Here is a 17,362-nt window from a genome sequence, read left to right on the forward strand (position 1 = left end):
CGGCGGCAGCGGCGGGCTGTTGTACGGCAACGGCGGCCGTGGCGGCGCCGGCGCGGCCAGCAGCGCGCCCGCCCCCAACGGAGCCGGCGGCAACGGCGGAATCGGCGGCAGCGCCGGGCTGTTCGGCGGCGGCGGGGCCGGTGGCAACGGCGGCGACGGCCCGCACGGCGGGACCGGCGGCAACGGCGGCGCCGGCGGGCGGATATACGGCCCCGGCGGGTCCGGCGGCCGCGGCGGTTCGGGCGCGGTCACCAACGGCCCGGGCGGATCCGGTGGCGCTGGCGGGCTGATCGGCGACGGTGGGGGCGGCGGCGACGCCGGCATCGGCGGCGGCGCCGGCAACATCGGTGGCGCCGGCGGCAACGCGCAGCTGATCGGCAACGGCGGCAACGGCGGGAACAGCTCGGGCGTCGCGGTCGGCGGCCCCGGCGGCAGGGGCGGGCTGCTGTTCGGCGCGGACGGTGCCCACGGCACTCCCTAGCCCGGCTTGGCCGGGTTAAACCCCACGCTCCCAACGAGTCTCACGTGCCGCCCTCGGGGGCGGCGGCGAAGTTAGAAGGCCGGCCACGGAATGGGACGGTGCCGATTGGGCCCCGGCATGACCGGGTCGTCCAGCAGCGCGAGCGCGCGTGCGCGCAGCGCGGCGATCTCCGCGCGGGTGATGTGCCCGGCCAGCTCGTCGCCCAGCTCGCCGGTCAGGGCCTCGGCGAGACCGGCCACGGCCTCGAGCATCTGCTCGTCGACCGGCTTGCCGGCCCAGCCCCACAACACCGTGCGCAGCTTTTCCTCGACGTGCAGGCTCACGCCGTGGTCGACGCCGTAGATGTGGCCGTCGACGTCGCGCAGGACGTGGCCGCCCTTGCGGTCGGCGTTGTTGATCAGCACGTCGAAGACCGCCATCCGCCACAACCGGATGTCGTCGGCGTGCATCAGGACGACCTCGTCGCCGCGGTAGTCGTAGGCCCGCAGCACCGGCAGGTAACCCGCCTGCGCCCTGTTGGCCGGAAACAGGTCGACCAAGTCCGGGCCAGGCCGGGGATCGGAACCGGCGGCGTCGCCGGGCTGCTCCACCCACAGCTGCAGCATGCCCGGCCCCGCCGGCCCGTGCCGAATCACGGTGTAGGGCACCAGGTTCCAGCCCATCTGCACCGAGACCAGGTAGGCGCCCAGCTCGCGGCCGGCCAGCGTCCCGTCGGGAAAGTCCCACAGCGGCGCCTCACCCGAGATCGGCTTGTAGACGCAGTGCACGCTGGACTCGCCGAGCGTCGACTCGCACAGGAAGGTGGCGTTGCTGGCCGAGCGGATGCGTCCGAGGACCGTCAGCTCGCCGTCCCGCAACACCTCACGCCGGTCACTCTTCGAGGTCATCGTCCGGCCCGAGCAGCGCGCTGCGCCTGTAGCCGTTGGTGCGCGCGCAGATGTGGCCGTCGGGGTCCAACGGTTCGTCGCACAGCGGGCACGGCGGGCGTCCGGCCGAGATGACACGGTTGGAGCGGGTTGCGAACTGGCGCGCCGTCTCCGGCGTCAGGAACACCCGCACGGCGTCGGGACCCTCGTCGGTGTCGTCGAGCACCACCGAGGCGTCGAACTCGGCGTCGGTGACGGCCAGCAGCTCGACCACCACGGTCTGCGCCTCCGAATCCCAGCCGAGCCCCATGGTGCCGACCCGGAACTCCGCGTCGACCGGTGTGATCAACGGGTTCAGGTCGTCGATCTCGGCGGGTTCGGGGGGAACGGGCGTGCCGAATCGGCGATTCACCTCGAGCAGCAGGGCGCCGATGCGCTCGGCGAGCACCGCGACCTGTTGCTTCTCCAGCACCACCGACACCACGCGCGAATCTCCCACGGCCTGGATGTAAAACGTCCGATTGCCGGGCTCGCCAACGGTCCCGGCCACGAAGCGGTCGGGCGTGCGGAAGACGTGAATTGCGCGGGCCATGGCACCTCCAAAATACCGGCTGTCCCCGTTGCCATGCGATGCGAATTGCCCCGGTTCGCCCGTTTCAAGCGGAATCAGGTGTGATCAATCCGCGGAGCCACCGACCACCGCGTCGCTCGACGGCGCCGGCTCGGCCGATCCGGATGGCGCCTCGCCGTTCGACTCGCGGTGAGCGTCATCCCCGTTGGCCTCCTTCGCCGGAGGGCCGGCCCGCAACGCGGCGGCCAGCCGCGCGCCGGTGTGGTTGACGTGCAACACGAACGGCCTCAGCGGCGTGTAGCTGATCACGCTCACCGAGCCCGGGTCGGCCGTGACGCGCTGGAACACATCCAGGTGCATGCCGTAGGCGTCGGCCACGACCGACTTGATGACGTCACCGTGGGTGCAGGCCACCCACAGCGCGTCGCAACCGTGTTCCTCGGCCAGCCGCCGGTCGTGCGCGCGGACGGCGGCGACCGCGCGCGCCTGCACCTGCGCCAGGCCCTCGCCGCCGGGGAACACCGCCGCGCTGGGATGCGCCTGGACCACCCGCCACAGCGGCTCCTTGGCCAGCTCGCCGATCTTGCGGCCCGTCCAGTCGCCGTAATCCACCTCGGCGAGCTGGTCATCGATCAGCGGTTCGAGGCACAGCGCCTCGGCGAGCGGCTGGACCGTCCGCCGGCACCGCAGCAACGGCGAACTGACCACCGCCCGGATCGGCAGGTCGCCGATGCGGTCGATGAGCCCGGCGGCCTGCTCGCGCCCCTTGTCGTCGAGGTCGACGCCCTCCGAGCGGCCGGCCAGGACGCCGGCGGTGTTCGAGGCCGAGCGGCCGTGCCGTAACAGGATGACGGTCACGACGACGACCGTACCCGTCAGGGGCGACGCCCTTGTGACGCGATTGGCGCGATCAGCGCGATTAGTGGGAAACCGGCGCGGCGTGCGCGACCGCGTCGCGAACCGCCGCCGTCAGGCTGCGCTCGTCGGTGAGGTCGATGTCGACCAGGCCGCGGGCGGCCCGGGCCACCACGTCCTCGGCCTGAGGAACGGGCCCGGCCAGGCGCGGCCGGTAAACTTCCACGACGAGCGACCGGTGCTCAATGTGGAAGGAAAAACTGCGCCCATCACCAACTTGCCCGTATCCGCTGGCGAAGATCCCTGTCGATATGTCCTCGACAGCAAACTCGTTCTGTGCGGTATGCCGGTCAGCGATGACGGTCATGTCGCGACGATACCTCTCCAGTGCGACCCGACGTGGGCAACATGACCATATTGGATGCGAAACCGTTCCCTAAAATTTAATTTTCATACTCCTGACGCGAGGGAAAATATTGCTGCGACGGCCTAGAGGTGGGTTTGAGCGCCGATTTATCGTGTGTCTGGCTTTGCTGACGCTGGCCGTCGGCGGCGCCGGCTGCTCGAGCAATCCGCTCGACGCCGCGCCGCCGACGATCGATCCTGCCGGCCCGGCGGCCTCGCCGCCGGTGTCCCGGGTGCCGGCGGGCACGGTGCGACCGGCGGACGCCCGCGCGACGGCGGCAATCTTCGACGGCACCACCCACCAGTTAGCCGTCCTGGCCCCGCCGGAAAGCCCCGCCGACCCGGCGGCGCCCGCCACCCTCACCGAATTCGGGGACCCGCACGCCGCGCCGCGCGCGGTGCGGTTGCCCGGACCGGCGACCGCCCTGACCGGCGACGGCCGCGGCAGCGCCTTCCTGTCCACCCGCGGCGGCTACTTCTCGGTCGACCTGTCGACCGGCCACGTGGCGCGGGTCAGCGTCACCGGGGCGGAGCGCTCCGACTTCACCGCGATCGCCCGCCGCGCCGACGGCAGGCTGGTGCTGGGCAGCGCCGACGGCGCCGTCTACACGCTGGCCGCGCCCGCACCGGACGGGACCGTCGCCAGCCGCAGCAAGATCTTCGCGCGCGTGGATGCCCTTGCCGCCCAAGGGAATACGACGGCGGTCCTGGACCGCGGCCAGACCTCGGTGACGACGATCGACGCCGACGGCCGCGTCCGGCAGTCGCTGCGTGCCGGGCAAGGCGCGACCACCCTGACCGCCGACCCCCTGGGCCGGGTGCTGGTCGCCGACACCCGCGGCGGACAGCTGCTGGTGTACGGGGTCGACCCGCTGATCCTGCGCCAGGCCTACCCGGTGCGGCAGGCCCCCTACGGGCTCGCAGGATCCCATGGACTCGCGTGGGTGTCCCAGACCGCGTCGAACACCGTCATTGGTTACGATCTGTCAACCGGAATCCCCGTCGAAAGGGCGCGATACCCAACCGTGCAGCAGCCGAACTCCCTGGCTTTCGACGAAGCGTCGGGCACCCTGTACGTGGTGTCGGGGTCGGGTGCGGGCGTGCAGGTCATCGAGCACGCGGCGGGCACCCCGTGACCGCGCCGCGGTGGAACCGGCTGCCCGCGGGCTGGGACGCCGAGATGTCCGACGAATACGAGTGGATCCCGTTGCGCCTGCCGCCGGAGGTGACCCGTCTCAGCGCGTCGACCCGGCTGTCCATCGAGGCCGAATACCGCGGCTGGGAACTGACCCGGGTGCGGCTCTACACCGACGGCAGCAGGCGAGTCCTTTTGCGCCGCAAGAAATCTCGTCTGGACGACCGGCGGCCCGACCAGCCGGAACTGTGACGGTGTACGGCCTGCTACGGCGGCTGTTTTTTGTTGTCCCGGCCGAGCGCATCCACACGCTGGTGTTCGCCTTGCTGCGCGGCGCGACGGCGGCGGCCTGGGTACGGCGGCTGCTGCGGCGGCGGCTCGCGCCCCGCGATCCGGCGTTGGCCAGCACGGTGTTCGGGGTGCGCTTCCCCGGACCGCTCGGGCTGGCCGCCGGCTTCGACAAGGACGGCAAGGGGCTGCTCGCCTGGGGCGCGCTGGGTTTCGGCTACGCCGAGGTCGGCACGGTCACCGCGCAGCCCCAGCCCGGCAACCCCGCCCCCCGCCTGTTCCGGCTGCCCGACGACCGGGCCCTGCTGAACCGGATGGGGTTCAACAACAACGGCGCCGGGGCGCTGGCCCTCCGGCTCGCGCGCCACAAGCCGGAGGTGCCGATCGGCGTGAACATCGGCAAGACGAAGGCGACCCCCGCCGCCGACGCCGTCGCCGACTACCGGGCGAGCGCCCGGCTGGTAAGCCCGCTGGCGGCGTACCTGGTGGTCAACGTCAGCTCGCCCAACACGCCGGGGCTGCGCGACCTGCAGGCCGTCGCATCGCTGCGGCCGATCCTGGCGGCCGTCGTGGCCGAGGCGGCACAAACCTCGACGCCGGTGCTGGTGAAGATCGCCCCCGACCTCACCGACTCCGACGTCGACGACATCGCGGACCTGGCCGTCCAGCTGGGCCTGGCGGGCATCGTCGCCACCAACACCACGGTGTCGCGCGACGGCCTGCGCACCCCGGGGGTCGACGGGCTGGGCGACGGCGGCATATCCGGGCCGCCGGTGGCGCGCCGCGCCGTCGAGGTGCTGCGCCGGCTCTACGCCCGCGTCGGCGACCGCCTCGCGCTGATCAGCGTCGGGGGCATCGAGACCGCCGACGACGCGTGGGAGCGGATCACCGCCGGCGCGTCACTGCTGCAGGGCTACACCGGCTTCATCTACGCAGGGGGCTTGTGGCCCAAGCGCATTCACGACGGCATCGCCCGCAGGTTGCGCGACGGCGGGTTCGCCTCGCTGGCCGACGCGGTCGGGTCCGCGGCTACCGACCGACACGGGCCGACGGGGTAGCCCGGCCCAGTCCCGGAAGGTGCCAGCAAACAACCTATTGGGCACATGTCGACTAATAGGGTTTGCACGTGTGACCAATACAGGCTTGTGCATTTCCGTAACGAGCTGTTAGAAACGGTTCACGAGCCGATGTTTAGCGCGCCAAAATTTGGGCAGTAGTGTGGTGTTGTCGCGCAGTTGGCAAACGGGGTTGACTCTTCGAGGGGAGACTGCGATGTCGTTTGTTCTTACAGCGCCGGAGACGGTCGCGGCCGCCGCCTCGAACCTGGCGGGTATCGGGTCGACACTGCACGAGGCCACCGCGGCGGCGGCGGGCCAAACGACCGCCATCACATCGGCGGCCGCCGACGACGTTTCGCTCGCCCTCTCCGAGTTGTTCGGCTCCTACGGCCAGCAATTCCAGGCCTTGAGCGCACAAGCGGCGGCGTTCCACAACGAATTCGTGAAGCTCCTGAACAATGGGGCGGCGGCCTATCTCGGCGCCGAGATGATCAACGCGCAGCAGACGATGACCGCGAGCGGCGCGGCCGCCGCGACCGACCCCCTGCTCGGCGGCTTGCTCGGCGGCGGTTCGGGCGGCGGCGGGCTGCTCGGCGGATTGCTCGGCGGCGGCTCGAGCGGCGGCGGGCTGCTCGGCGGCCTGCTCGGCGGTTCGGGCACCGGCGGGCTGCTCGGCGGGTTGGGCCCGATACTGGGTGGCTTCAACACCATCGGAGCCCAATTCGCCAACGGCTTCGGCTCCTTGCTCTTCAACCCGGCGATCATCAATGCGTTCCCGACCCTGAGCGATTTCTTCGGGCCGTTCAACCTCGGCAACCTGACCCCGGGCTTGAGCCTGACCTCGGGCCCCCTTGGCGCCCTGCTGGGCCCGACCCTCAACGGCATCGGGCTGGACCTGGGCAACTTCGTGTCCAACGAGCTGGTCAATGGCATAACCCTGGCCAACCTTTTGGGCGTGGGCACCGGGCTCGTCCAGGACGTGCCCCTGCTGCAGGGACTCGCGCCCGCGCTGAATTCCCTGCTGCCCGGGCTGATTCCCGGGGTGCCGGGCCCGGCTCCCGCCCCCAACCCGTGGGTGGTCCTCGGCGAAACCACGGTCATCAACCTCAACCTGATGGGCTCTCAGTTCGCGGCCCACCCGTTCCCGATCCTGAATCAGATCGTCGCCAACCAGAACCACTACGCGCAGATCTTCTGGAACGGCATCGCGACCGACCTCCAGGGCTTCCCGGCGAACGTGCCGGCGAACATCCAGATCGCCCTCCAGGGCGCGTCGACGTTCAATCCGGCCGCCATCGGACAGGACTTCGTCAACGGCACGACCGGCTTCTGGGGGACGGTCGGCACGTCGCTGAACAAGATGGGCACGGATCTCCAGCTGACGATTCCCACCGCCAGCAACGACATGGCTCTGGCCGGCCAGGCGATCCTGGCGGGCGATTACTTCGGCGCGGTGCAGGCCGCGGCGCATGCCCCGATCGATCTGTTCATCACGGGATTCGACACCAGCCAGTTGGCGATCGGCGGCAAGGTCGACAACCTCTTCCCACCGGAATTCCAGGTCACCATCGCGGGTCCGGTCGGGCTGGAGGGCCCGGCCGCCGAGTTGCTCCCCATCCTGACCGCCCTCGGGCAGCAGCCGGTGGGGCTGGCGAGCCTGGTCCCGCACGGGTCCATCCCCGGAATGATGGTCGGCAACTTCGCCAACGCGATCGACACCCTCGTCAACGCGAACGTCACGGCGAGCTTCGCACTGACCGTCGGTGCGACGCTGAACCCCGTAGGCATCGGCGGTACCCTGGCCGGCGCCGCCATCTTCGGCCTGCCGCTTCAGCTGGGCTTCGCGATACTGGGCCCGCCGTTCGCGATGGCGAACGGAATCGCCCAGGGCGCAACGGCCTTCGGTGCCGCGGCTCAGACCGGCAACGTGCTGGGAATGCTGAACGCGATCGGGGATATGCCCGCCTACGCGATGAACGGCTTCCTCAACGGCCAGCTCCTGGTGGACCTGCCGCTCCCCATCGCCGTGTCGAAGGCGGGGCTGGGCACTTTGGTCGTACCGGCCGTGGCACACGTCCCCTTCGACGGGCTTCTCACGCCGCCCGAACCGCTGACGGTCACCATCCCGGCCGGCGTGGCGGGCATAACGGTCCCCATCAACGCCACCCTCGGCGGCACGCAATTCGGGGGCCTCTTCCCGACGCTGTTCAACACGATCCCAGAGGCGATCGCCCAAGCGATCACCCCCCCCTGAGCTAGGGGCCACGCACAGCCGCGCCACGATTCGGCGGGGTGATCCCCTACGTCTGCTCGTAGGTGCCGTAGATGTAGGCCCGCGCGATCGCGTGCTGAAACAGGTTGAATCCCAGGAAGGCCGGGCTGGCGTCCTCGGGCAGGTCGAGCTTGTCGACGTCGACGGCGTGCACCGCGACGTAGTAACGGTGCGGCCCGTGGCCCGGCGGCGGCGCGGCCCCGACGTAGCGGCGCATCCCGGCGTCGTTGACCAACGTCAGGGCGCCGCCCGGCAGCTCGCGGCCGTCGCCGGCGTTGTCGGGCAACTCGGTGACGTCGGCGGGCAGGTTGGCCACCGCCCAGTGCCAGAACCCGGACAGCGTCGGGGCGTCCGGGTCGTAGACGGTGACCGCGAAGCTGCGGGTCTCCTCCGGGAACCCCGACCAGCTCAGCTGCGGGCTGACGTCCTCCCCGCCGGCGCCCATGATCCCGCTGATCTGCGGGCTGGCCAGCGGCTGACCGTTGGTGATCGAGTTGGACGTCAGCTTGAACGACGGAAGCTTGGGCAGCGCGTCGTACGGGTCGGACGGCGAGCTCATGAACGATCCTCTCGTGTTGTTGTCGGTTAGCAGTGTGTCAGGAAATGCGCCAGCACGTCGGCGCCGAACCTCAGTGCGTCGATGGGTACCCGTTCGTCGACCCCATGGAACAGCGCGCTGAAATCCAGGTCCGGCGGCAGCCGCAGCGGGCTGAAGCCGAAGCAGCGAATGCCCAAGCGCGCGAAGGCTTTCGCGTCGGTGCCGCCGGAAAGCATGTAAGGCACCGTCCGACCGTCGGGATCGACCGCCAGCACGGCGGCGTTCATGGCGTCGACCAGGTCCCCGTCGAAAGCGGTCTCATACGACGAGAAATCCTTGATCCACTCGCGCGTCACGTCGGGCCCGATCAGCTCGTCGACCTCGGCCTCGAACGCCGCCTTGCGGCCCGGCAGGATGCGGCAGTCGACCACGGCCTCGGCCGTGCCGGGGATGACGTTGGCCTTGTACCCGGCCTTGAGCATCGTCGGGTTGGCGGTGTCGTGCAGCACGGCCTTGAGCATGCGGGCCGCCGGGCCCAGCTTCTCGATCGTTCCCGCCAGGTCGCCGGACTCGGTGTCGAACGTCAGCCCCGTCTCCTCGCTCACGACCGCCAAAAACTGCGCGACGGTGTCGGTCACCACGAGCGGGAATTGGTGGCGCCCCAGGCGGGCGACCGCCTCGGCGACGGCCGTGACGGCGTTCTTCTCGTGCACCATCGAACCGTGCCCGGCCGGGCCGCGGGCGGTCAGCCGCATCCACGACAGCCCCTTCTCCGCCGTCTCGATCAAATACAGCCGCCGTTCGCCGCCGTCCCGCCGCGGCACGGTCAGCGAGAACCCGCCCACCTCGCCGATCGCCTCCGTGACCCCCTCGAACAGGTCGGGCCGGTTGTCGATCAGCCACTGTCCCCCGTAGTGGCCGCCGTGTTCCTCGTCGGCGAGGAACGCGAACACCAAATCGCGGGGCGGCACGATGCCGGCCTGCTTCAGCTGCCGGGCGACCACGATCATCATGCCGACCATGTCCTTCATGTCCACCGCGCCGCGGCCCCACACGAAGCCGTCCTGGATGGCCCCCGAGAACGGGTGCACGGTCCACTCGGCGGGCTCGGCCGGGACCACGTCGAGGTGCCCGTGGATCAGCAGCGCCCCGCGCGAGCGGTCCGCCCCCTCGAGGCGGGCGAACACGTTGCCCCGCCCGGGCGCACCGGACTCGAGATACTCGGTTTGATAGCCGACCTCGGCGAGCTGCTCGGCGACCCAGTGGGCGCATTCGGCCTCGCCCCGGGTGGTCTCGGGCTCGCCGGTGTTGGTGGTGTCGAACCGGATCAACCTGCTGACGACCTCGACCACGTCGTCGCCGGGATTGGTCGATTGCTCGGTCGCCCCGCTCTCGGTCGTCACAACCACCTTTCCTACCACTGTGGGGTCCGGACCGTCGGGCAGCTGTGCTCGACTTGCCCGCCTCCTCAGCGGCCCGCCTCGCGGGCCGCATCGTCGGCGAGCTGGGTTGGGTCCGCGCGGAGCGATCCGATAGCCTTAGCTGCCAGCCCATGTGGTTGGTCTAGGTCCGAGTGGCGGAATGGCAGACGCGCTAGCTTGAGGTGCTAGTGCCCTACTAATGGGCGTGGGGGTTCAAGTCCCCCCTCGGACACAACGATTTTGGGGTTTTTTCGCCGAGAGTCGACTTCTTGCGGGATTTCCCGTTCCGCTCGCAACGACTCGACGTTCGACGCCCACGGCGCGGGGGTCGTAACCTGGAACGCGACGCATGAACCCACCGAGCGGCTTCCTCCGGCGAACGGCGACGCGCACGTTCCGCGACCGCCGCGAGGCCGGTCGCGTGCTGGCCGAGCAGCTGGCCGCCTACCGCGACAAGGATGGCGTGCTGGTCCTCGGGCTGGCGCGCGGCGGCGTCCCCGTCGCGTGGGAAGTCGCCGCCGCGCTGCACGCGCCGCTGGACGTGTTCCTGGTCCGCAAGCTCGGGGTGCCGCGGTGGTCGGAGCTCGCGATGGGCGCGGTGGCCAGCGGGGGCGGGCTCGTCATGAACGACAACGTCGTTTCCAGCCTGCAGATCACCGACGAGCAGGTGCGCGAGGTGATCGCCAGCGAGACCGCCGAGCTCGACCGGCGCGAGCAGGCCTACCGGGGCGGGCGCCCCTTCCCCGACCTCCGCGACAAGACCGTGATCCTGGTCGACGACGGCATCGCCACCGGCGCCAGCATGCTGGCCGCCGTGCGCGCCCTGCGGGCGGCGGGCCCGCGGTCGATCGTCGTCGCGGTGCCGGTCGGACCCCCGTCAACCTGCCGCGAGCTCGGCGAGGAGGCCGACGACGTGGTGTGCGTCACCATGCCGCCCGGGTTCGAAGCCGTCGGGCAGGTCTACGCCGACTTCCACCAGGTCAGCGACGACGAGGTGCGCGAGCTGCTGAACACGCCGACCCGCTGAACGATCACTTCGCCCGGTCGTCGACCTGCTCGTCCTCGGATTCCGCGCCGGGCTCACCGGATTCGGCCGCCGGACGCTCTTCCTCGTCGTGGACCTCCTCGGGGTAGTCAACCGCGGCGTCCGCGTCCTCGGCGTCTTCGAGTTCCTCGTCCGCGTCCGCCTCGGCGCCCGCGTCACGACGCTGGCGCTCCCGCAGCGCGTCGATGATCAACAGCACCACCCCCAAAACGCTGGCGGCGATGCACACCCAGGCGACGAGCTCGTTGCTGGTCACGACCGCGAACACCAACGCGATCAGCCCGATGAGGGCGAGTACCAGCGCAATGATCAGCATCGGTCATCCTCCAGGCGACGAGCGGGACTGCCGGGTCTAGTGCAGGTTAGTGTGCCGATCGAGCCTTGGCGAACCCACCGTGCCGGGCTAGTTGTTCCCCCGGTTGAATTGGTCGAAGCCACCGGCGTCGGCGCTGGAGTCCACCGGTGCCGCCGAGCCACGTTGCCCGAGTTCTTCGAGTTGGGATTCCAGGTAGGTCTTCAGGCGGGTGCGGTACTCGCGCTCGAAGGTGCGCAGCTGCTCGAGGCGGCCCTCCAGCACGGTGCGCTGCTGGTTGATGGTTCCCATGATCTCGGAGTGCTTGCGTTCGGCGTCGGCCTGCAGGGCGTCGGCCTTCTCCTGCGCCTGGCGCAGCTGGGTCTCCGACCGGCTCTGGGCGTCGGCCAGCATCGTGTCGGCGCGCTGCCGGGCCTCGGCGACCGTGGTCTCGGCGGTGTGGCGGGCCTCGCTGAGGATCTGGTCGGCGTTGGCGCGCGCATCGGCCAGCATCTTGTCGGACTCGGCCTTGGCGGTGCTGGTGAGCCGGTCGGCGGTGTCCTGGGCCAGGCTCAGCACGCGAGCGGCCTTCATGGCCTGCTCCTCGTTGGTGCCCTGCGCGGCGGGCGCCGGCGCCGCGGCCGGCTTGACCGGCTCGGGCTCGGGCTCGAAGGTCGGGATCGCCTGGGTCGGCTGCGCCGCGCCGCCGCCCCCGGCCGCGGCCAGCTCGCGGTCGAGCTCCTCGATCCGTTGGCGCAGATCCGAGTTCTCCTCGATGAGCCGCGTCAGCTCGTTTTCCACCAGGTCGAGGAAGGCGTCGACCTCGTCTTCGTTGTAACCGCGCTTGCCGATCGGCGGCTTACTGAACGCCACATTGTGGACGTCGGCGGGTGTAAGCGGCATTGTTCGTCCCCTCGAGTTCCTGTCAAACGATCTGGAAAGTGTAGAACGGAGTGGTTGCCGGCGTGCAACTGCCGTCCATCCTGTCACACCAGACTCGGCGGTAGCCGATTAGGCCAATAAATAAGAACCAATTTCACACACTAAGACCAATAAAATCCAAACCCTTAAAAATTTTAAATCGCGGCCGCCGAACCGACACTAAAGCGTGGCCGAACCGTCTCCCGGCTCGCGGGGGCTCACGCCGCCGCGCTGAACGCCAGCTGCATGCCGATGAACGCGACCAGCAGCAGCACCATGATCGACAGGTCGAAGCGCACCGCCCCGATGGTGAGCTGCGGGATCAGCCGGCGCAGCAGTTTCACCGGCGGGTCGGTGATCGACATGATGATCTCGAGGACCACCACGGTCGGGCCGGTCGGGTGCCAGTCGCGGCTGAACGAGCGGATGAACTCGACGACGACCCGGGCGATGAGCAGCAGCCAGAAGATGAACAGCGCAAACCCAAGGACCTGAAAGAACACCACCAGAGAAGCCCCGACCTTACCGATGAGGATGACGCGTAAGTCAGCCGCCGACCTGCGGGCGGCATCCGCTAGCGTACCGACTCCGGGGTGCGGCCATGCACCTCCTGCGGTGCGGCCGAACGCGCCTGGCTATTGGTAAGCGTAAAAGCCGGTTTCGGCGATGCGACGACGCTCCTCCGGCGAGACGTCGACGTCGGCGGGCGACAGCAGGAACACCTTGGTCGCCACCTTGTCGAACGATCCGCGCAAAGCGAAGGCCAGGCCGGCCGCGAAGTCGACGAGCCGCTTCGCGTCGGCGTTGTCCATCGACACCAGGTCCATGATGACCGGGGTGCCGTCCCGGAAGCGCTCGCCGATGGTGCGCGCCTCGCTGTAGTCCTTGGGCCGCAGCGTCGTGATCTTTGACAGCGGGCTGCCCTCCTCGAACAGCATCGCCATCCGGCGCGGGTCCATCGCCAGCGCGCCGCGGGTGGAGTTGCGCAGCCACGACCCGAACCGCGGGCGGCTCATCTCGGGCCGGTCGAACTCGCGGGGATGCACCGAGCCGTAGCGCGGCTCCTCGGGGTAACCGCCGCGGTAGCCTCCGGGCGGCGGGTAGTCGGCCGGCTCCCGGTCGTCGTAGTCGCGCCCGTCGTAGCGGCCGTATCCGTCGTCGAACCGCGGGCGGGGGAACCCGCGGGAGGGGGCGCGGTCGTCGTAGTACTCGTCGTCGTAGTCCTCCATCGGAGCCATACCGAAGTAGGCCTTGACCTTGTGCAGTGTGCTCATCGCGTAAACCCTTCTAGGCCCTGGGAGTATTGGTGTCTGTGATGAAGGTGTTACTACAGTGACTACTCACGGTGACGGTAACCGCCGCGGACCCAATAGCGCGGTACCGACACGCACACATGTCGAACCATGTTTGACGGCCATTTCCAGATCGTTTGACATGCCCGCGGACAGACCCACCGCGTCCGGGTGCGACTCGAGCACCCGGCGGTGCTCGGATCGCAGCAGGTCAAAGGCCCGCTCGGGATCCCAGTCCAGCGGCGGGATGCCCATCAGGCCGAGCAGCCGGAGGCTCTTCGACTCCTCGACCTGCGCGCAGACCCGATCCACGGCCCCGGGCTCGGTGATGTCGACGCCGCCGCGCGACACGTCGCCGTCGAGGCTGACCTCGACGTAGACGCGCAGCGGCTCCTGCCGGTGGTCCTCGGCCAGCGCCGCCGACACCGCGCGGTCGAGCGCGGTCACCAGGCGCGTGCTGTCGATCGAGTGCGCCGTGTGCGCCCACCGCGCCAGCGACCGCGCCTTGTTCCGCTGAATCCTGCCGACCATGTGCCACTGCAAATTCCGCAAGTCCGGCCGTTCCGAACTGCTGGCCAACCGGGCGACTTCGGCGACCTTCGCCGCCGCTTCCTGATCCCGGGATTCGCCAACGCAGCGACAACCCAATCGAGACAAAATCGCCACATCGGTTGCTGGAAAGAATTTGGTAATGGGGAGAAGTTCAATTTCGCTGACATTGCGGCCCACCGCTTCCGCGGCCGCCGCAAGCCGCGATCGCACGGCGGCCAGCGCGCGGGTCAATTCCGATTCGCGCTCACCCTGCTCCGCCTGGACCCGCTGGCCCGGCGCGTCCCCCGCCATGCGATCACTCCATCCAGATCAGCGAGGCCAACCGCCCCGTCGGCGCGGCGCGGCGATGACTGAACAGCGCCGGGTCGGCCACCGTGCAACGCGGATCGACGTCGACGGCCGTGACGCCCAAATCGCGGAGCTGGCAAGCGATTCCGGCGCGCAGGTCGAGCCCGGGGGTGCCGGCGGCGGTGGTGGTGCGGCTGCCGGGCAGCGCCGCCTCGACCTCGTCGGCCATCGCGGCCGGCACCTCGTAGTTGCTCCCGCTGACCGCCGGCCCGAGCAGGGCCGAGACGTCGTCGGCGTGCGCGCCCAGCGACAGCATCGTCTCCAGGGCGCGGGCCACCACGCCGCGCTGCGCACCGACGCGCCCGGCGTGCACCGCGGCGACCACGCCGGCGCGCGCGTCGGCCAGCAACACCGGCACGCAGTCGGCGGTCACCACCGCCAGCGCGAGCCGCGGGGTGGTGGTCACCAAGGCGTCGGTGTCGTCGACCGCCTTGTGGCGCGGCCGTTTGACCACCGCGACGCGATCGCCGTGAATCTGGTTCATCCACACCACCCGGTCGGCGCCCCCCTTTTCACCGAGGCCGAGCGCGCCGGCCAGCCGGGCGCGGTTGGCGGCCACCGCGGCCGGGTCGTCGCCGACGTGGTCGCCCAGGTTGAAGGTGTCGAACGGCGGCGCCGAGACGCCGCCCGCGCGGGTGGTGGTCACCCGCCGGATGCGAAAGCTCACATGGCCAGTATCCGGATTCGGTTGCGCGCCAGGCGGCAGCGACGTTCGGGCGCGGCCGGTTTGTCGCGCACTGGCAAGCAAACCGAGATCCTAGCGGCGCATGAACGGCGGCACGTCGACGTCGTCGTCGTCGCCGCCGATGTTCAGCGTCGAGCCGTTGGTGTGCACCGGCACGCTGACGGCGTCGGCGGGCTCGAACAGCGTCGAGGAGAGCTTGCCGGCCTTGGCCGACTCGATGCGATGCGCGCCGGTCTTCTCCCCGGCGCCGCCGACGACCGGCTTGCGGCCGGGCCCGGTGGCCTCGAAGCCCGCCGCGATGACCGTGACGCGCACCTCGTCGCCCAGCGAGTCGTCGATGACGGTGCCGAAGATGATGTTGGCGTCCTGGTGGGCGGCGTCCTGGACCAGCGAGGCGGCCTCGTTGATCTCGAAGAGGCCCAGGTCGCTGCCGCCGGCGATCGACATCAGCACGCCCTGGGCGCCCTCCATCGAGGCCTCCAGCAGCGGCGAGTTGATGGCGATCTCGGCGGCCTTGAGCGATCGGCCCTCGCCGCGGGCCGACCCGATGCCCATCAGCGCGGTGCCCGCGCCGGACATGATGCCCTTGACGTCGGCGAAGTCGACGTTGATCAGCCCGGGGGTGGTGATCAGGTCGGTGATGCCCTGCACCCCGTTGAGCAGCACCTCGTCGGCGCTGCGGAACGCGTCCATCAGCGACACCGCCGCGTCGCCCATCTGCAGCAGCCGGTCGTTGGGGATCACGATCAGCGTGTCGCAGCTCTCCCGCAGCGCGGCGATCCCGGCTTCGGCCTGGTTGCCGCGCCGCTTGCCCTCGAAGGAGAACGGCCGGGTGACGACGCCGACGGTCAGCGCGCCCAGCTTGCGGGCGATGCTGGCGACGACGGGCGCACCGCCGGTGCCGGTCCCGCCGCCCTCGCCGGCGGTGACGAACACCATGTCCGCGCCGCGCAGCAGCTCCTCGATCTCGTCCTTGGCGTCCTCGGCGGCCCTGCGACCGACCTCGGGGTCGGCGCCGGCGCCCAGCCCGCGCGTGGAGTCGCGGCCGACGTCGAGCTTGACGTCGGCGTCGCTCATCAGCAGCGCCTGCGCGTCGGTGTTGATGGCGATGAACTCGACGCCCTTGAGGCCCTGCTCGATCATCCGGTTGACGGCGTTGACGCCGCCGCCACCGATACCCACGACCTTGATGACGGCGAGGTAGTTGTGCGGGGGGGTCATCATTCGTCTTCCTCCCTGGTGGGATCGGCTCACGTTGGCGGCCCCTTGAGCAGTCCCTGCAAACCCTCAACCTCAACCATAGAGTTAGAGTTATGTCAAGTAGTTCCGCGCAACCAGAACGGTAGGGGCACCGCGCGCCCTAACCCGGCAGGCGCGCCGACGCGCGGCGCGCAAATTTTTTCGTGTCGAATCGCACGCGGGTGCGGTCGCGCCGTTCGCGGGGCGACTTCGAGGACTACTTCACCGTCGGCAGGTCGGGGCTGGAGACGTCGTAGGTCTTCCCCGGCTGCGTGAGCAGCGCGGCCAGCTTTTCGGCCTTCTCCTCGGTGCGGTCGGTGGTCCCCCAGATCACCACCCGCCCGTCGTTCAGGGTGAGGGTGATCGAGGCGACCGACGGCGCCGCGATCCGGCCCACCTGGTCCGAGACTTCGGGGCGCAGGGCGGTCAGCACCTGCAGCGCGGCCTTGGTCGCCGGGTCGCTCGGCCCGGGATCGTCCACGTCGATGTAGGGCAGCGCGGGTGGCGGCGGCGCGGTCGCGAAGTCGACGCCGTCGCGGTCGAACAGGTGTGGCCCGTCGGGAAAGTCCTTGACCACCAACGGGACTCGCTCGACGATGGTGATGCGCAGGGCCGACGGGTACTGGCGTTGCACCCGGGCGCTGGCGACCCGACGGATCGCCGCCACGCGTTCGGCGACCTGGTTGGTGTTGATCTGCAGCAGCGGTGTCCCGGGGCGCACCCGGGCGGCGTCGAGCACCTCCTCGCGCGTGACCGACCCGGTCCCGGTGACGACGATGTTGCGCGCCGACATGGCGGGCGTGAAGTAGAGGACCAGCCCCAGCCCGACCCCGACGATGGCCACCACCACGCTGACCAGCAGCATCTTCAGGCCCCGCACGACGCCGCGCGCGGGGCGTTTCGGCTGGGCGACGATGCGGCCGCTGGCGCGGCGCTTGGCCTCGCGGCGGGCCTCCTCGATGGCCCTGGCGCGGGCCTGGGCGGCCCGGCGCTCGGCGCGCTCGCGGCGGGCGCGCCGGCGCGGCCCCTCGAAATCGGCCTGATCGGCCTGCGGCGCCTCCTGATCGCCCGTCGCGAGCGGCTCGGTGATCACGCTGT

The 17,362-nt window shown here is 70.3% G+C and carries 18 protein-coding genes, 1 tRNA gene and 2 pseudogenes; 7 read left to right on the forward strand and 14 right to left on the reverse strand.

From position 1 onward, the window contains the following. A pseudogene (locus tag BST11_RS27690) lies at positions 1–481 on the forward strand (PE family protein); the annotation flags it as partial. 71 nt (positions 482–552) lie between these two features. Here BST11_RS27690 and BST11_RS22935 read toward each other — a convergent pair. From BST11_RS22935 to BST11_RS22950, 4 genes are all read right to left on the reverse strand, one after another. Beyond that, positions 553–1,368 (reverse strand): SCO1664 family protein, encoded by an 816-nt coding sequence (locus BST11_RS22935; protein WP_083140452.1) that lies wholly within the window; start codon positions 1,366–1,368, stop codon positions 553–555. After that, positions 1,352–1,939, reverse strand: coding sequence for a DUF3090 domain-containing protein (locus BST11_RS22940; RefSeq protein WP_083140454.1), 588 nt, complete (start codon positions 1,937–1,939; stop codon positions 1,352–1,354). The genes BST11_RS22935 and BST11_RS22940 overlap by 17 nt, the downstream gene beginning before the upstream one ends. Before the next feature lie 84 nt (positions 1,940–2,023). Then, positions 2,024–2,776 (reverse strand): histidine phosphatase family protein, encoded by a 753-nt coding sequence (locus BST11_RS22945; RefSeq protein ID WP_083140456.1) that lies wholly within the window; start codon positions 2,774–2,776, stop codon positions 2,024–2,026. Between the two features lie 61 nt (positions 2,777–2,837). After that, a complete protein-coding gene (locus BST11_RS22950; RefSeq protein WP_083140458.1) occupies positions 2,838–3,140 on the reverse strand; it encodes a hypothetical protein in 303 nt (100 codons plus the stop codon). A 109-nt stretch (positions 3,141–3,249) separates the two neighbouring features. Here BST11_RS22950 and BST11_RS22955 point away from each other — a divergent pair, with 109 nt between their 5' ends. From BST11_RS22955 to BST11_RS29015, 4 genes are all read left to right on the forward strand, one after another. Further along, entirely contained in the window at positions 3,250–4,314 is a 1,065-nt protein-coding gene (locus BST11_RS22955) for a hypothetical protein (protein ID WP_372509722.1), read from the forward strand. After that, a complete protein-coding gene (locus tag BST11_RS22960) occupies positions 4,311–4,565 on the forward strand; it encodes a DUF5703 family protein (protein ID WP_083140460.1) in 255 nt (84 codons plus the stop codon). The genes BST11_RS22955 and BST11_RS22960 overlap by 4 nt, the downstream gene beginning before the upstream one ends. 2 nt (positions 4,566–4,567) lie before the next feature. Next, positions 4,568–5,659 carry a quinone-dependent dihydroorotate dehydrogenase gene (locus BST11_RS22965; protein ID WP_169834951.1) on the forward strand — a complete coding sequence of 364 codons (1,092 nt, stop codon included), beginning with the start codon at positions 4,568–4,570 and terminating at the stop codon, positions 5,657–5,659. 214 nt (positions 5,660–5,873) lie between these two features. Beyond that, on the forward strand, positions 5,874–7,913 hold the full coding sequence (locus BST11_RS29015) for a PE family protein (protein ID WP_083140462.1): 2,040 nt from the start codon (positions 5,874–5,876) through the stop codon (positions 7,911–7,913). 46 nt (positions 7,914–7,959) lie between these two features. On the opposite strand, the gene BST11_RS22975 is transcribed toward BST11_RS29015, so the two are convergent. Together BST11_RS22975 and BST11_RS22980 are read right to left on the reverse strand one after the other, a co-directional pair. Beyond that, on the reverse strand, positions 7,960–8,490 hold the full coding sequence (locus BST11_RS22975; RefSeq protein WP_067316790.1) for a YbhB/YbcL family Raf kinase inhibitor-like protein: 531 nt from the start codon (positions 8,488–8,490) through the stop codon (positions 7,960–7,962). 26 nt (positions 8,491–8,516) lie between these two features. Beyond that, on the reverse strand, positions 8,517–9,872 hold the full coding sequence (locus BST11_RS22980; RefSeq protein ID WP_067316793.1) for a M20/M25/M40 family metallo-hydrolase: 1,356 nt from the start codon (positions 9,870–9,872) through the stop codon (positions 8,517–8,519). 164 nt (positions 9,873–10,036) lie between these two features. Between BST11_RS22980 and BST11_RS22985 the strand changes: the two genes are divergently transcribed. Continuing rightward, positions 10,037–10,122, forward strand: a tRNA-Leu gene (locus tag BST11_RS22985). Between the two features lie 102 nt (positions 10,123–10,224). Next, positions 10,225–10,917 (forward strand): annotated as a pseudogene (locus BST11_RS22990) (phosphoribosyltransferase); the annotation flags it as partial. Positions 10,918–10,921: 4 nt separating this feature from the next. Here the strand turns inward: BST11_RS22990 and BST11_RS22995 are convergent. The 8 genes from BST11_RS22995 to ftsQ form a co-directional block, all read right to left on the reverse strand. Then, positions 10,922–11,251: a hypothetical protein gene (locus BST11_RS22995; protein WP_083140466.1), complete on the reverse strand. Its 330-nt coding sequence runs from the start codon at positions 11,249–11,251 to the stop codon at positions 10,922–10,924. A gap of 87 nt (positions 11,252–11,338) precedes the next feature. Then, positions 11,339–12,130, reverse strand: coding sequence for a DivIVA-like cell division protein Wag31 (gene wag31 / locus BST11_RS23000; protein ID WP_067316801.1), 792 nt, complete (start codon positions 12,128–12,130; stop codon positions 11,339–11,341). 236 nt (positions 12,131–12,366) lie between these two features. Beyond that, the gene (locus tag BST11_RS23005; RefSeq protein ID WP_083140468.1) at positions 12,367–12,657 is read right to left on the reverse strand and encodes a YggT family protein; all 291 of its coding nucleotides are present in this window, start codon (positions 12,655–12,657) and stop codon (positions 12,367–12,369) included. Positions 12,658–12,783: 126 nt separating this feature from the next. After that, a complete protein-coding gene (locus tag BST11_RS23010) occupies positions 12,784–13,422 on the reverse strand; it encodes a cell division protein SepF (RefSeq protein WP_067316806.1) in 639 nt (212 codons plus the stop codon). A 66-nt stretch (positions 13,423–13,488) separates the two neighbouring features. Then, positions 13,489–14,283: a YggS family pyridoxal phosphate-dependent enzyme gene (locus BST11_RS23015; RefSeq protein WP_083140470.1), complete on the reverse strand. Its 795-nt coding sequence runs from the start codon at positions 14,281–14,283 to the stop codon at positions 13,489–13,491. 4 nt (positions 14,284–14,287) lie between these two features. Next, complete coding sequence (gene pgeF, locus BST11_RS23020) at positions 14,288–15,007, reverse strand: peptidoglycan editing factor PgeF (RefSeq protein WP_211284768.1); 720 nt, start codon at positions 15,005–15,007, stop codon at positions 14,288–14,290. A 90-nt stretch (positions 15,008–15,097) separates the two neighbouring features. Beyond that, a complete protein-coding gene (gene ftsZ / locus BST11_RS23025) occupies positions 15,098–16,246 on the reverse strand; it encodes a cell division protein FtsZ (protein ID WP_067316836.1) in 1,149 nt (382 codons plus the stop codon). Positions 16,247–16,481: 235 nt separating this feature from the next. Continuing rightward, positions 16,482–17,357: a cell division protein FtsQ gene (gene ftsQ, locus BST11_RS23030; RefSeq protein WP_244897755.1), complete on the reverse strand. Its 876-nt coding sequence runs from the start codon at positions 17,355–17,357 to the stop codon at positions 16,482–16,484. Positions 17,358–17,362 lie beyond the last annotated feature (5 nt).

Origin of the sequence: Mycobacterium alsense (assembly GCF_002086635.1) — a bacterium.
Taxonomy (GTDB): Bacteria; Actinomycetota; Actinomycetes; order Mycobacteriales; family Mycobacteriaceae; genus Mycobacterium; species Mycobacterium alsense.